Genomic DNA, 14349 nt, shown 5'->3' with positions numbered 1-14349 from the left:
ACTACAACCACAAGCGCATCAAGCTCAGCTTGAAAGGACTCAGCCCGGTGGAATACCGGCTGAAAAATACCGTCTGATCGGCGGGAGCACAATGTCCAACTTCTGGGGGTCAGTTCAAACCCGGGGCAATTCAAACTATAATCATGGGCTTCGCCTTGCTGCACCCTCACCGACGCTGGGGCAGCTACCACACAACCAAAAGGAGAGTTTATGCGTCACTACGAGATCGTCTTGCTGATCCACCCGGATCAAAGCGAGCAAGTCCCAGCCATGCTGGAACGTTACAAGGGCATGATTACCGCCGGCGGCGGAAAAGTGCATCGTGTTGAAGATTGGGGCCGTCGCCAACTGGTGTACCTGATCCAGAAACTCGGCAAAGCCCATTACCTTTGCATCAACATCGAAGCAAGCCAAGCCGTGATGGAAGAAATTGAGCACGCGTTCAAATTCAACGATGCCGTGCTGCGCCACCTGACCGTGGTCAAGAAAAAAGCCGAAACCGGCCCGTCCCTCATGATGCGCAACGTCGAGAGGGAAGAAGCCCGTAAAACCCAACAGCAGGAGTATGCGGCGTAATTGCCCTTATGCTGTTGAACCACTCGCTGCTGCGCCAATGACCCTGCAGTGAACTACGTTGAACTGACCGCTTGTATCGCCGAGGCTAGTCCTCTTCGCTACACGCCCGCTGGAATACCCGCTGTCAATTTCATCCTCGAACACGAGTCTGAAATGTCTGAAGTCGGCGTTACCAGACAGGTCAAGTTAACGATTAAGGCGGTTGCTTTCGGAGCGCTGGCTGAACAAACAGTCCAGCTAACTTTAGGCAAAGCTTTTAAGTTCACCGGGTTTCTCATCAATGCGCGTACCAGCAAGAGCGTTGTTTTTCATATTCAAGCTTTCGAACAAGTACTGAACCCTATTTAAGGAGTCCATCATGGCCGGACCAAAACGTTTCAACAAAGACAAGCGCCCTAAGCGCAATACACAATCCCTGCTGTTCAAGCGCAAGCGGTTCTGCCGCTTCACCGCTGCAGGCGTTGAGGAAATCGACTACAAAGACATCGACACCCTGCGCGATTTTGTATCTGAAAACGGGAAAATCATTCCTGCACGCCTGACCGGCACTCGCGCGATTTTTCAGCGCCAGATCAACACCGCCGTCAAGCGCGCTCGCTTCCTCGCGATGCTGCCTTACAGCGACCAGCACCGTAGCCTGTAAGGAGCACGACCATGCAAATTATTCTGCTCGACAAAGTCATTAACCTGGGAAATCTGGGTGAAGTCGTCAAAGTTAAAGATGGCTACGCACGCAATTTCCTGATCCCGTCCGGTCGCGCCCGTCGCGCTACGGCAGCCGCCATTAAGGAATTTGAAGTCAAACGCGCTGAACTTGAGAAAGCAGCCGCTGCCAAGCTGGCCGAGTCACAAGCGCAGGGCGAAAAGCTCGGTGGTACCACCGTGAAGCTCACGCAAAAAGCTGGCGTCGATGGCCGGCTGTTTGGTTCGGTCACCAACGCCGATATTGCGCAAGAGGTCGCCAAGCAAGGCTTCGCAGTGGTTAAAGCTCAGATCCGCATGCCTAACGGCCCGCTGAAAACTGTCGGCGACCACGCCGTGAGCGTTGCACTGCATACTGACGTGACGGTTGACATTACGGTAACGGTCTACGGCGAAACCGCCTAAACTGAAATCGCGCTGTCCTGAAAAGCCGCTCCTCGGAGCGGCTTTTTTCTTTTGAGTGAAATAAGCAGGTAATGGCCTTGATCCGGTCGGCACTCGCGCTTGTGCACGTGCTTACGTCACATTTCCACCGAATTTCCAATGCTTATCCACAGGTTTATCCTCCGCATTTTCACGCTCCCGGCGTACCATTTAGCGTCTTCCAAGGAAACTGATGTCAGCCGTACTTTCTCCCTATGACGATCCCCGCTACGGCACTGACCGACAGATTGCCCAATTGCGTATCCCACCGCACTCGATCGAAGGTGAATCGAGCGTCTTAGGCGGTCTGTTGCTCGACAACAGTGCCTGGGACCGTGTGGGGGACTTGCTCAGCGACCAGGACTTCTACCGCCACGAACACCAGCTGATCTATGCCGCTGTGGGCGCGTTAATCAACGCCTCCAAACCGGCCGACATCATCACGGTCTACGAGCGCCTGCAAAGCCTGGGGAAAGCGGACGAGGTAGGTGGACTGAGCTACCTCAACTCGCTGGCCCAGTACGTGCCCAGCGCAAGCAACGTTCGGCGTTATGCAGAGATTGTTCGGGAACGCTCCATTCTGCGAAAGCTCGTCTCTGCCTCTGATGAGATCGCCACCAATGCTTTCAACCCGCAGGGCAAAGCGGTTTCGACGATCCTTGACGAAGCTGAGCAAAAAATCTTCAATATCGGTGAGCAGGGTTCTCGTTCGTTGCAGGGATTCCAGAGTATGGATACCCTGGTGGTGGACCTGCTCGACCGCGTCACCGAAATGTCGGAAAACCCGAACGACGTCACTGGCGTGCCCACCGGTTTTTATGACCTTGATCGCCTGACCTCCGGTTTTCAGGCCGGTGATCTTGTTATTTTGGCAGCCCGCCCGTCCATGGGTAAAACAGCTCTCGCCATCAATATCGCCGAGCATGTGGCGCTGAACGAAGGCCTCCCGGTTGCCGTGTTTTCCATGGAGATGGGGGCGTCGCAGCTCGCGGTCCGTATCGTCGGCTCCATCGGTCGCATTGACCAGACCCACTTGCGCACCGGCGCCCTGACGGACGAAGAGTGGCCTCGTTTGACGGAAGCGATCGAGAAGCTGCGCAACATTTCGCTGCACATCGACGAAACTGCAGGGCTCACCGTCAGTGAACTGCGCGCCAATGCCAGGCGTTTGGCTCGCCAGTGCGGCAAGCTGGGCCTGATCGTGGTTGACTACCTGCAGCTGATGAGCGTATCGACCAGCATGAACGACGAAAATCGCGCCACAGCGGTTGGCGAGATTTCGCGCGGTCTTAAATCGCTGGCGAAGGAACTGCAGTGTCCTGTGATTGCTCTGTCGCAGCTCAGCCGCGCCGTCGAGTCACGCACCGACAAGCGACCGATGATGAGCGACTTGCGCGAATCTGGCGCCATCGAGCAGGATGCCGACATCATCATGTTCATCTACCGCGACGAGTACTACACCAAAGAAGCCTGCAAGGAACCTGGTGTGGCCGAGGTCATTATCAGCAAACAGCGCAACGGCCCGACCGGAACTGTGAAGCTGGCGTTTATCAGTCGCATTACTAAGTTTGAGAGCTTGGCGAATGGGGCTACCGGCGACTATTGAGACTAGTCGGCCCGCGCCGCCGCTATCAACTAAATACGTTTCTGATTGTTTTACTGGCGGAGCACGGGGGCAAGGAGCTATTAATTAGATAGCTAAATCGGCAGACCTGATTTGGTCAAACCCGTTCGGTTACCCACGCTAGCACGGATTCAAGTGCATTATCCAGATGGGAGGCATCGGTGCCGCCGGCCATGGCCATGTCGGCCTTGCCACCGCCTTTGCCGCCCACCTGCTGAGCCACAAAATTCACCAACTCTCCCGCCTTGATCTTGCCCGTGCTGTCGCTGGTTACGCCGGCTGCGATCTGCACCTTGTTGGCGTCCACAGCCGCCAAGACAATGACCGCCGTTTTGAGCTTGTCCTTGAGCTTGTCCATGGTGTCGCGCAACGTTTTGGCGTCGGCACCGTCCAGCCGCGCAGCGAGTACCTTCAGGCCGTTGACGTCCACCGCCCGTAGCATTAGGTCGTCGCCCTGCGAGGAAGCCAACTTGCCTTTGAGCGCAGCAATCTCCTTTTCAAGCTCTGGTCCTTGCTTGCGAAGGTTGAATGACTTTTGATAAAGACCTTCCCGATTCGTACCGAGCAGGGCCGCAACCTCAACAACTTCCGAGTGCAAATCCTGTACCCACTTCACTGCGTGCATGCCGGTGATGGCTTCCACGCGGCGCACACCCGAGGCCACACCGCTCTCGGTAACAATCTTGAACAGGCCGATGTCACCGGTTCGGCTCACATGCGTGCCACCGCACAACTCCTTGCTGGAACCGATGCTCAGCACGCGTACGGTATCCCCATATTTTTCACCAAACAGCATCATGGCGCCCGTCTTTTGGGCAGCTTCCATGGTCATCTCGCTAGCGTTGGTCGCCACGTTGGCCAGAACTTCTTCATTGACAAGCACTTCGACGTCGCGAATCTGTTCGTCCGTCAGCGGCGCGTTGTGGGCAAAGTCAAAGCGGGTGCGCTCGGCGTTGACCAGGCTGCCCTTTTGCTGCACATGCGCCCCCAGCACCTCACGGAGGGCTTTGTGCATCAAATGGGTTGCGCTGTGGTTGCGTATGGTGGCGTGACGCAAGGCAGTGTTGACCTGTGCGGTCACGCTATCGCCCACTCTTAGCGAGCCGTAGCTCACGCTGCCATGATGGCCAAAAACATCGGCTTTGATTTTTTGCGTGTCGTGGACTTCAAACTGCGCATCTTTGGTCGTTTCGCCCGCCACGATACGACCCTGGTCGCCCACCTGGCCACCGCTTTCGGCATAAAAAGGCGTCGTGTTCAAAACGACGATACCGTTTTGTCCGACATTGAGCGCCTGTACCGCCAACCCTTCGACGTAAAGCGCCACAACTTTAGCGCGCTCTTCAAGCAAGGTGTAGCCGGTGAATGGATGGCCTTCGCCGGTGTAGTCGAGTGCACGGTCCATCTTGAATTTGCCAGCAGCGCGTGCCTGATTTTTTTGTTTGTCCATGGCCGCGTGAAAACCGGCTTCGTCGACTTCAACACCACGCTCGCGGCAGACGTCTGCCGAGAGGTCGAGCGGAAAGCCGTAGGTGTCATGCAGCTTGAACGCCACATCGCCCGACAGGAGTTTTGCACCATCCGCCAAAGCGGTGTCCAGAATTTGCATGCCAACTTCCAGTGTTTCGAAAAAGCGCTCTTCCTCGGCCTTGAGTACCTCGGTAATGTGTTTTTCGTCATCAGCCAGCCGAGGATAGGCATCACCCATTAACGTAACCAGATCTGCCACCAGCTTGTGAAAGAAAGGGGTTTTTTTGCCGAGCTGGTAGCCGTGACGGATGGCTCGCCGGATGATGCGGCGCTGCACATAACCGCGGCCCTCGTTGGACGGGTTGACGCCGTCGCTGACCAAAAATGCGGTGGCACGGATATGGTCGGCAATCACTCGAAGCGATTTATTGCCCAGGTCTTTTTCGCCGGTTTCGCGTGAGGCGGCTTTGATCAGTGCCTCGAAAATATCGATTTCGTAATTGCTGTGCACGTGCTGCATGATGGCAGCCAAACGCTCCAAGCCCATGCCGGTGTCCACGCAAGGCGCTGGAAGCGGCTTGACAGAACCATCGGGCTGCATGTCGAACTGCATGAACACGTTGTTCCAGATTTCGATGTATCGGTCTCCGTCTTGGTCTGGCGAACCGGGAGGGCCACCGGGGATTTCAGGGCCATGGTCAAAAAAGATTTCGCTGCAAGGACCGCAGGGGCCGGTGTCGGCCATCATCCAAAAATTGTCGCTCGCGTACTTGGCGCCTTTGTTGTCACCGATACGCACCACGCGTTCAGGCGGGAGACCGATTTCTTGGGTCCAAATATCGTAGGCTTCGTCATCATCGATATACACCGTGGCCCATAATTTATCTGCGGGCAACTTGTAGACCTCGGTCAGCAATTCCCAGGCCCATTTGAGCGACTCGCGCTTGAAATAGTCGCCAAAGCTCCAGTTACCCAGCATCTCGAAGAAAGTGTGGTGGCGCGCGGTGTAGCCGACGTTCTCCAAATCATTGTGTTTGCCACCCGCACGCAGACAAGCCTGCACCGACGCGGCCCGGACGTACGGGCGTTTGTCGATCCCCAGAAACACGTCCTTGAACTGAACCATGCCCGAGTTGGTGAACATCAGGGTGGGGTCGTTGCCCGGCACCAGCGAGCTGGACGGCACTATGGTGTGGCCCTTGGACGCAAAGAAGTCCAGAAATGTCTTGCGAATTTCTGCGACAGTGAAAGTGGGAGTGTTCATGGTGGGAATTAATTCTGATGAAAGGGCATTGAACGACATTGGGCTGTTGCAAGTGCGGGCAGGCTGTTGATTTTAAATGGCTTTAATCTCGGCCAGAAAGCGAAGCAGCGGCTCGTCCTGAGCCCACGCCACATTGAAACGCAGCCAGGGGCTGGGCTCCAGGTCGACCGAAAATAGGTGGCCTGGGCCCAGGAGAATGTCCTGCTCGGCTGCTTTGTAGGCTAGCTCGGCCGCGTTCTGGATGGACGGGTGACGCGCCCATAAAAACATACCGGCTTTAGGCTCGGTAAACAACTCAAAGCCCAGATCCAGCAGCCGGGTGGCCAGGTGCTGCTGGCCCTGCGCCAGGCGCTCCTTGAGCGTTTTGATGTGTTTGCGCCAGCGGCCATCGATCAGCGCCCCGTAGGCCAGACGCTCGCTAAACTCAGAAGAGGTCAAGCCCGAGAGCATCTTCAGTCGTGCCAGGTCTTCCAGGAGTTGAGGATTGGCCGCCAGGTAGCCCACACGAATGTTGGGCGAGATGGTTTTTGAAAAACTACTGATGTAAATGACTCGATTCAGCTGGTCCAGGCTGGCCAGGGAAGGTCGGGCTTCCGGGTCGAGGTCGGCGTAAATGTCGTTTTCGACCACGATGAAATCGTATTTCTCAGCCAGCTGCATCACACGATGCAAATGTGACAACACGGCATTAGAGCCGGTAGGGCTTTGCAGTCGCGGCTGGGTGAAAAACACCTTGGGACGGTGCTCGATGATGCGAGCCTCCAGAGTTTCCAAGTCATAACCCGTCGGCGTTCGAGGGGCCCCCACCAGCCGTGCGCCCAGAAACCGCAGGGAAAACAGCATGTTGGCATACCCCGGCTCATCCACCAAGACCGCGTCACCCGCGCGCACCAGCCGCCGGGCAGCCAGGTCCATGGCCTGACTGGAGCCTTGGGTGAGCAGCACCTGCTCGGCGTTGACAACCACCTCTCTGGAAGCCAGTAGGTCCCGCACGACTTGCCGCAACGGCAGGTAGCCTTTGGGTTCGCCATAGCCCCCCAGGTCCACGTCTTCCGTCGCCAGGTTGCGCAAACTGCGCCGCACGCCTTCGCCGAACAACCAGTCTCCCGGCAGCCAGCCGCAACCGGGCTTGCTGCGCAAGGCGCGGTTTTCAAAAATGCTACGCAGATACCACATGGAGTCAAAACTGTATTGCGCCATGCCACTCAAGGCGGAAGTTCCCTGGCTGGCGCGGCTTCGCACAAAAAATCCAGAGTGCGCTTGCGAAAGGAAATAGCCCAGCGCCACGAGTCGGTCGTAGGCGTCCACCACGGTGTAGACGCTAACGCCATGGGCATGGGCAAACTGGCGGATGGACGGCAACTTGGCCCCGGCACGCAGCGCGCCGTCATCCACCATTTGGCGAAATCCCCCGACGATCTGGGTAACCAGTGGAACTGAAGACTTGGGATTGAGTGCAAACATCGAAAGCATGCCCCATTGGGCAAGGGTTTGTATGTAGTGGAAGTACCGGCTGCACAGTGCGCCTCGGATGAGCGGTAATCTGTATATGTTAACGCTGGGGGTAGTCTTTTAAAGTCTGTAAACCCAATCGACAGACCCCAGGCGATCCTGACCGCCTGCTACCGCCAAGGACCCTATATGCACCGCGACCCTCATTTGACCAACGCTGCCTTGTTTGCCCGTCGCGAGGCAGCGATTCCACGCGGCGTCGGCCACAGCCATCAGATCTTCATTGCCCGCGCTGAAAACGCGGAAATATGGGACGTCGAGGGGCGACGGTTCGTTGATTTTGCGGGCGGTATCGCTGTGCTCAACACCGGTCATCGGCACCCCGCGGTGATTCAGGCGGTCAAGGAGCAGCTCGACTTGTATACCCACACCTGTTTTCAGGTGTTGCCTTATGAGCCCTACATTGAATTGGCGGAGCGCATTAATGCGAAAGCGCCCGGCAACTTTCCCAAGAAGACGCTATTCCTGACCACCGGTTCCGAAGCGGTCGAAAACGCGATCAAGATTGCCCGCGCCTCTACCGGACGTTCGGGCGTCATCTGCTTTAGCGGCGGCTACCATGGCCGCACGCTGCTGACACTCGCCATGACCGGCAAGATAGCCCCTTACAAATCAGGTTTTGGCCCTTTTCCTGCCGAGGTGTTCCACGCCACGTTCCCGAATGCGTTGCACGGCGTCACGGTGGACCAGTCTATCGCCTCGGTGGAAGCCATTTTCAAGAACGACATTGAAGCCAGCCGCGTCGCCGCCATCATCATTGAGCCGGTACAGGGCGAGGGCGGTTTTACGGTCGCCCCGCCCGAGTTGCTGCGACGGCTACGCAGCCTGTGCGACGCGCAAGGCATTTTGTTGATAGTCGACGAGATTCAGACTGGCGCTGGGCGCACGGGCACCTGGTTTGCGGTGGAGCAGAGCGGTGTAGCCCCTGACCTCATCACCATGGCCAAATCGATGGCGGGCGGGTTCCCCATTTCTGCGGTAGTCGGTCGCGCCGAGGTCATGGACGCAGCCGCCCCAGGAGGTCTGGGTGGCACCTATGCGGGTAGTCCTGTCGCTTGCGCTGCCGCCTTGGCTGTGCTGGACGTATTCGAGAAAGAAAACCTGCTGCAACGCAGTCGCGACGTCGGGCAACGACTGACTGCGAGCCTGCGAGCCATGGCTGCGCGCCACCCTTGCATCGGCGACGTGCGCGGCATGGGCGCGATGGTGGCGATTGAACTTTTTAAAAATGGTGATCTGAAGCAGCCGGATGCCGATCTGGCAAAGCGAATTGCGGCGGAAGCAACCGCGCGTGGATTAATTCTTCTGACATGCGGCAACTATGGCAACGTGATCCGTATCTTGGTACCCCTGACCGCGAGCGACGCCCTGCTGGATGAGGGCTTGGGCATCATGGCTGCCTGCTTTGATGCCTTGGCCTGAATCTGCTGATGGCATGAAAATTGCTCAACAATTTCTAGCAATTCGATTGATATTTGCAATTTCTGCATGCCTAGATACACATGACTAAAAACCACGCACTGGTGAGTTTTACCGGGGTACAAAAAACTTACGACGGCATCAATCTGGTTGTCCGTGATCTGAACCTCGACATCCAGCAGGGAGAGTTTTTGTCCCTGCTGGGACCTTCAGGCTCTGGCAAAACCACCACGTTGATGATGCTGGCCGGATTTGAGTCACCCACAGCAGGTGAAATTAGCCTGAACGGCGTTCCCATCACCCGCACTCCGCCGCACAAGCGCAACTTCGGCATGGTGTTCCAGAACTATGCGCTGTTTCCCCACATGACCGTGGCCGACAACATCGCTTATCCGCTCACGGTGCGCAAGCTGTCCACCTCAGAACGCGAAGCCAAGGTGGCGCGCGCACTGGATATGGTGCAGCTGGGGCGCATGGGCGCGCGTTACCCGTCGCAGTTGTCGGGGGGTCAGCAGCAGCGCGTGGCTTTGGCCCGTGCACTGGTGTTCGATCCGCAACTGGTTCTGATGGACGAACCACTGGGCGCCCTGGACAAGCAATTGCGCGAACACATGCAAATCGAACTCAAGGCATTGCACCGTCGCTTGGGAGTGACGTTTGTCTATGTCACCCATGATCAGACCGAAGCACTGACCATGTCCGACCGCGTGGCTGTTTTTAACGACGGCGCGATCCAGCAGGTTGATGTGGTCAATAGCCTGTATGAGACGCCGCTTAACCGTTTCGTTGCGGGCTTCGTCGGAGACAGCACGGTGTTGCACGCCGAAGTTGTCTACGTTGACGGCGACACTTGCGAGGTCCGGCTCCCGAACGGTGTCCAGCTGCGAGGCATCAATGTCAATGCGGCCGAAGTTGGCGATGCGGTTCAGTGCGGAACGCGCCCGGAACGGCTCCAAATCGCACCGGCCCCCGCAGCCAATACGTTTGAGACCAAAGTTGCGGACATCATGTATTTTGGCGATCACCTTCGCCTGCGGTGTGAGGTGCCGGGGCAGCCCGATGCCACCATCAAAATGCCGTTGGCTCACCACCAACTCCCAGAACTCGGCCAGACCATCCAGGTCCATGCCCCCGAAGAACACCTGCGTGTGTACCGCTGATAAGCAGCGTTTGCCAGCGTTTTCAACTTTCAACAAAAGGAAACCTCGATGAAACTCAAGCCCCTGATAATTGCCCTTGTCGCGAGCGCCTGCCTGCCGGTTCTGGCACAGAGCCAGTTGACCGTGGTGAACTTTGGTGGTGCCAATGGCGCTGCCCAGAAAAAGGCGTATTTTGAACCGTTCGAAAAATCCGGAGCGGGCAAGATCGTGCCGGTGGAATACAACGGCGAGCAAGCCAAGATCAAGGCCATGGTCGAGGCTAAAAAAGTTACCTGGGATGTTGTTGAGGTGGAAAGCCCAGACGTTACCCGGGGCTGCGATGAAGGCTTGTTCGAGAAACTGGACTGGTCCAAGATCGGTAATAAATCCGACTTCCAGCCTGCCGCCGTGCAAGATTGCGGCGTCGGCACCTTTATCTGGTCCACAGTTTTAGCCTACAACGGCGACAAGCTTAAGACGGCACCCACCAATTGGGCCGATTTCTGGGACACCAAGAAGTTTGTCGGCAAGCGTGGCATGCGCAAAGGCGCTCGCTACAACTTGGAGTTTGCACTGATGGCTGACGGCGTGAAAACGACCGACGTTTACAAAGTACTGGCCACAAAAGATGGCGCGGACCGTGCCTTCAAGAAGATGACTGAACTGAAGCCCAACATCCAGTTTTGGGAGGCCGGTGCGCAGCCACCGCAATTCCTGGTGGCTGGCGATGTAGTCATGACGACCGCCTACAACGGGCGCATCGATGCCGCCCAGCGCGAGGGTAAGAACCTTCAAATCACCTGGACCGGTGGTATCTACGATTTGGACTACTGGGTCATGCCCAAGGGCACCCCGAACAAGGACCTGGCCCTAAAGTTCATCGCCATGGCCTCCAGCCCGGATGAGCAGGCAGAGTACGCACGCAACATTTCCTACGGCCCTACCAACAACAAAGCCCTGCCCAAGCTGGATGCCAAGGTGCTGCGCCTTCTGCCCACTTCCGCGGCCAACAGCAAGGACGCTTTGCAGTTCAACATTTCGTTCTGGGCCGACCAGGGTGAAGCGCTTGAAAAACGCTTCGCCGCTTGGGCTGCGCAGTAAGGTTGACATGACAAAGGTGTGCGCATGAGTGCGACGGCTTCCTTGCCTATGACGCCCCCGGCGGCGGTCCGGCCAGCGGAACCGGCTTTGGCCGTTCAGCTGCGCCGGGTGGAGCGCCGTAAACGTCTGCGCGCCCTGGCACTTACCTTGCCGCTACTGCTGTTCCTGGGGGTCACGTTTCTCGTGCCCCTGGGGGCTTTGCTGGTCCGCGCAGTTGAAAACCCGGAAGTTGCTGAGACGTTGAGCAGAACCGGAGCGGCGCTCGCTCTCTGGGATCGCAAAACGGCGCCTCCAGACGCGGCCTACGCCGCCATGTTGGCCGACTTGACAGCGATTCCCGAGACCGCGCAGGCGGGGGTTTTGGCGCGCCGACTCAACACTGAGGTTGCCGGCGCGCGCTCATTGATTATGAGCACCTACCGGGCGCTCCCTATGGGTGTTGGGCTTAGTCCGGCGCAGGCGAAGGAGCGACTTCTGAATCACGACCCGCGATGGGCGGAATTACCGTACTGGTGGGCGATTGCCAAAAACAGCTCACGCTGGACGCCGGACTACTTGCTCGCCTCGATCGACTTGAAACGGGATGCCCAAGGCCACGTCGTCCGCGTAGGGGCCGAAGAAGCCGCGTTCAGCGACATTCTTTTGCGCACGTTTTACATCAGCGCTGTGGTCACGCTGCTGGCGATTGTGCTGGGATATCCGCTGGCTTACTGGCTGTCAACCTTAAGCCAGCGACGCGCCAACCTGATGATGATTTTGGTGTTGTTGCCGTTCTGGACCTCGGTCCTGGTACGCATCGCCGCCTGGATTGTGTTGCTGCAAACGAATGGACTGGTTAACCGGTTTTTGATGTTCACCGGTTTGACCGGGGAGCCTGTGCCGCTGCTGTTCAATCGGCTGGGCGTCGTAATTGCGATGGTGCATATTCTGCTGCCGTTCATGATTCTCCCGCTCTACAGCGTGATGAAGTCGGTTCCTACAAATTTCGTACGGGCTGCGGTTTCCCTGGGCAGCGCTCCGCTGGCTGCCTTTTTCCGGGTTTACGTTCCGCAAACCTATCCCGGAGTGGCCGCGGGCGGTCTGCTGGTGTTTATTACCTCGATCGGTTACTACGTAACACCCGCCTTGTTGGGCGGCCCGGGTGACCAGATGCTGAGCTATTACGTGGCGCAGTACACCAACGTCGAAGTCAATTGGGGAATGGCTTGCGCATTGGGCTCGGTACTCCTGACGGCGACGCTGCTTTTGTATGTTGTTTACCGCCGATTCGCAAAAGCCGAACTGAGTCTGGGTTAAGTCGCTATGAAACCCACTGCTTTTCACGTTTTCCCTGCGTACTACACACTCGCCGACAAGCTTGGCTGGTATGGGCTGCGGCTGTTTTGCGCGGCCGTGTTGTTTTTTCTGCTGCTGCCCATTCTTGTCATTATTCCTTTGTCATTCAGTAACTCCTCGTTTCTGTCTTACCCGATTCCGGGCTGGTCGCTGCGTTGGTACCAGGAACTATTTGCCTCGGACGACTGGGCCCGCGCCACACGCAACAGTTTCATAGTGGCGCCTCTGGCAACTGTTATTGCCACCACGCTCGGTACGTTGGCCGCGGTGGGCCTGGCCCGTGTCCAGTTCTTCGGCAAAGGCTTGATCACCAGTCTGCTGATCGCGCCCATGGTGGTGCCGATCGTGGTGGTGGGGGTGAGTACCTACCTGTTTTTTGCCAGCATCGGTTTGTCCGACTCGTACACCGGTCTGGTATTGGTGCATGCTGCACTGGGTGCGCCTTTTGTAGTGACGACGGTACTGGCCACGCTGCAGGGCTTTAACCAAAACTTGGTCAAGGCTAGCCTGAGCTTGGGCGCCGGACCGCTCCAAACCTTCTTTCGCGTCACCTTGCCGGTGATTGCCCCGGGGGTGGTGTCTGGCGCTCTGTTTGCGTTTGCGACCTCGTTTGATGAAGTCGTGGTGACGCTGTTTCTTGCGGGCCCTACCCAGGGCACGCTGCCGCGCCAGATGTTCACTGGTATCCGTGAAAATATTTCGCCCACTATCGCCGCTGTGGCCACGCTGCTGATCCTATTTACCGCCGTCCTGATGATGGTGCTGGAGTGGTTGCGTGGGCGATCCAAGTAAAACATTGCATAGTAAATCGAGTTGCCATGACTTTTAATCAACCTTTGAGTGGCAATACGATGCCTCGCTTCGGCGGCTGGGCCAGCATGATGCGCCTGCCCATGTGCAGCGAGGCGGCAGGCCTCAGTGCCGCATTCATCGGGATTCCGTTGGACATCGGCACCAGCCACCGGCCTGGCACCCGTTTTGGTCCGCGCCAGATCCGTGCTGAATCGAGCCTGATTCGCCCTTACAACATGGCCACCGGTGCGGCGCCCTTCGATGCCTTGCAAGTAGCCGATCTGGGGGATGTTGCCATCAACACCTATAACCTGGACAAGTCCATTGATATCATCGAACGGCACTATCAACCGGTCATCGACACCGGCTGCAAGCCTTTGACGCTCGGCGGCGACCACACGATCGTGCTGCCGATTCTGCGCGCGATGGCGCGCCGGCATGGGCCCGTCGCGCTGGTGCATGTCGATGCCCATGCCGATGTCAACGACGACATGTTCGGCGAGCGCATCGCGCATGGAACGCCGTTTCGGCGGGCGGTGGAAGAAGGACTGCTGCAGACCAATAAGGTATGGCAGATCGGTCTGCGCGGTAGCGGCTATGGTGCAGATGATTTCGACTGGCCGCGGCAGCAAGGATTCACGGTTGTCCCGGCGCATGAGATCTGGTATCAGTCGCTGGCGCCTTTGATGGCGCGGATTCGGGAGGCTATCGGTCAGGCTCCCTGCTATCTGAGCTTTGACATTGACGGTATAGATCCTGCCTTCGCGGGCGGGACCGGCACACCGGAGGTCGGTGGGCTGACGGTTCCGCAGGCGCTCGAGATCGTCCGGGGCTGCCGGGGGCTGAACCTGGTGGGTGGCGATCTGGTCGAGGTGTCCCCACCCTATGATATTTCCGGTAACACGGCGCTGCTGGGTGCCAACCTGCTGTTCGAGATGTTGTGCGTGCTGCCCGGCGTGGTCTACCGCTGAAAGATTGTTCTGTCACCTCCG

The 14349-nt window shown here is 57.5% G+C and carries 14 protein-coding genes; 12 read left to right on the top strand and 2 right to left on the bottom strand.

Annotated features, from left to right (window positions below):
* From HHJ16_RS16860 to dnaB, 6 genes are all read left to right on the top strand, one after another.
* Positions 1–77: IS3 family transposase (locus HHJ16_RS16860; protein WP_366557459.1), on the top strand; the 77-nt coding region annotated here is incomplete at its 5' end.
* Positions 78–210: 133 nt separating this feature from the next.
* Positions 211–576, top strand: coding sequence for a 30S ribosomal protein S6 (gene rpsF / locus HHJ16_RS03860; RefSeq protein WP_293640774.1), 366 nt, complete (start codon positions 211–213; stop codon positions 574–576).
* Between the two features lie 48 nt (positions 577–624).
* Positions 625–924, top strand: a complete 300-nt coding sequence (gene priB, locus HHJ16_RS03855) for a primosomal replication protein N (RefSeq protein ID WP_293640773.1) — start codon at positions 625–627, stop codon at positions 922–924.
* Between the two features lie 10 nt (positions 925–934).
* Positions 935–1219, top strand: a complete 285-nt coding sequence (gene rpsR / locus HHJ16_RS03850; protein WP_011801778.1) for a 30S ribosomal protein S18 — start codon at positions 935–937, stop codon at positions 1217–1219.
* Between the two features lie 11 nt (positions 1220–1230).
* On the top strand, positions 1231–1683 hold the full coding sequence (gene rplI / locus HHJ16_RS03845) for a 50S ribosomal protein L9 (protein ID WP_293640772.1): 453 nt from the start codon (positions 1231–1233) through the stop codon (positions 1681–1683).
* A gap of 211 nt (positions 1684–1894) precedes the next feature.
* Entirely contained in the window at positions 1895–3307 is a 1413-nt protein-coding gene (gene dnaB / locus HHJ16_RS03840) for a replicative DNA helicase (protein ID WP_293640771.1), read from the top strand.
* A 115-nt stretch (positions 3308–3422) separates the two neighbouring features.
* Here dnaB and alaS read toward each other — a convergent pair whose 3' ends face one another.
* Both alaS and HHJ16_RS03830 read right to left on the bottom strand, forming a co-directional pair.
* Positions 3423–6059 (bottom strand): alanine--tRNA ligase, encoded by a 2637-nt coding sequence (alaS, locus tag HHJ16_RS03835; protein WP_293640770.1) that lies wholly within the window; start codon positions 6057–6059, stop codon positions 3423–3425.
* A 72-nt stretch (positions 6060–6131) separates the two neighbouring features.
* On the bottom strand, positions 6132–7523 hold the full coding sequence (locus HHJ16_RS03830; protein ID WP_293640814.1) for a PLP-dependent aminotransferase family protein: 1392 nt from the start codon (positions 7521–7523) through the stop codon (positions 6132–6134).
* A gap of 177 nt (positions 7524–7700) precedes the next feature.
* Between HHJ16_RS03830 and gabT the strand changes: the two genes are divergently transcribed.
* The 6 genes from gabT (at position 7701) to speB (ending at position 14328) form a co-directional block, all read left to right on the top strand.
* Positions 7701–8993 carry a 4-aminobutyrate--2-oxoglutarate transaminase gene (gene gabT / locus HHJ16_RS03825; RefSeq protein WP_293640769.1) on the top strand — a complete coding sequence of 431 codons (1293 nt, stop codon included), beginning with the start codon at positions 7701–7703 and terminating at the stop codon, positions 8991–8993.
* A gap of 80 nt (positions 8994–9073) precedes the next feature.
* On the top strand, positions 9074–10150 hold the full coding sequence (locus tag HHJ16_RS03820; RefSeq protein WP_293640768.1) for an ABC transporter ATP-binding protein: 1077 nt from the start codon (positions 9074–9076) through the stop codon (positions 10148–10150).
* Positions 10151–10198: 48 nt separating this feature from the next.
* On the top strand, positions 10199–11230 hold the full coding sequence (locus HHJ16_RS03815) for an ABC transporter substrate-binding protein (RefSeq protein ID WP_293640767.1): 1032 nt from the start codon (positions 10199–10201) through the stop codon (positions 11228–11230).
* 48 nt (positions 11231–11278) lie between these two features.
* Entirely contained in the window at positions 11279–12526 is a 1248-nt protein-coding gene (locus HHJ16_RS03810; protein ID WP_293640812.1) for an ABC transporter permease, read from the top strand.
* Between the two features lie 6 nt (positions 12527–12532).
* Positions 12533–13357 carry an ABC transporter permease gene (locus HHJ16_RS03805; RefSeq protein ID WP_293640766.1) on the top strand — a complete coding sequence of 275 codons (825 nt, stop codon included), beginning with the start codon at positions 12533–12535 and terminating at the stop codon, positions 13355–13357.
* Between the two features lie 26 nt (positions 13358–13383).
* Positions 13384–14328 (top strand): agmatinase, encoded by a 945-nt coding sequence (speB, locus tag HHJ16_RS03800; RefSeq protein WP_293640764.1) that lies wholly within the window; start codon positions 13384–13386, stop codon positions 14326–14328.
* Positions 14329–14349 lie beyond the last annotated feature (21 nt).

The organism is Polaromonas sp. (genome assembly GCF_012927485.1).
Classification (GTDB): Bacteria; Pseudomonadota; Gammaproteobacteria; order Burkholderiales; family Burkholderiaceae_C; genus Polaromonas.
Note: the sequence above shows the minus strand (reverse complement) of the source record. Positions and strands in the feature narration are given on the sequence as shown.

Bases quoted from the DNA above. Each gene is read 5' to 3' on its own strand.
- rpsF (WP_293640774.1), top strand. From the start codon at position 211: ATGCGTCACTACGAGATCGTCTTGCTGATCCACCCGGATCAAAGCGAG.
- rpsR (WP_011801778.1), top strand. From the start codon at position 935: ATGGCCGGACCAAAACGTTTCAACAAAGACAAGCGCCCTAAGCGCAAT.
- rplI (WP_293640772.1), top strand. From the start codon at position 1,231: ATGCAAATTATTCTGCTCGACAAAGTCATTAACCTGGGAAATCTGGGT.
- dnaB (WP_293640771.1), top strand. From the start codon at position 1,895: ATGTCAGCCGTACTTTCTCCCTATGACGATCCCCGCTACGGCACTGAC.
- alaS (WP_293640770.1), bottom strand. From the start codon at position 6,059: ATGAACACTCCCACTTTCACTGTCGCAGAAATTCGCAAGACATTTCTG.
- HHJ16_RS03830 (WP_293640814.1), bottom strand. From the start codon at position 7,523: ATGTTTGCACTCAATCCCAAGTCTTCAGTTCCACTGGTTACCCAGATC.
- gabT (WP_293640769.1), top strand. From the start codon at position 7,701: ATGCACCGCGACCCTCATTTGACCAACGCTGCCTTGTTTGCCCGTCGC.
- HHJ16_RS03820 (WP_293640768.1), top strand. From the start codon at position 9,074: ATGACTAAAAACCACGCACTGGTGAGTTTTACCGGGGTACAAAAAACT.
- HHJ16_RS03815 (WP_293640767.1), top strand. From the start codon at position 10,199: ATGAAACTCAAGCCCCTGATAATTGCCCTTGTCGCGAGCGCCTGCCTG.
- HHJ16_RS03810 (WP_293640812.1), top strand. From the start codon at position 11,279: ATGACGCCCCCGGCGGCGGTCCGGCCAGCGGAACCGGCTTTGGCCGTT.
- HHJ16_RS03805 (WP_293640766.1), top strand. From the start codon at position 12,533: ATGAAACCCACTGCTTTTCACGTTTTCCCTGCGTACTACACACTCGCC.
- speB (WP_293640764.1), top strand. From the start codon at position 13,384: ATGACTTTTAATCAACCTTTGAGTGGCAATACGATGCCTCGCTTCGGC.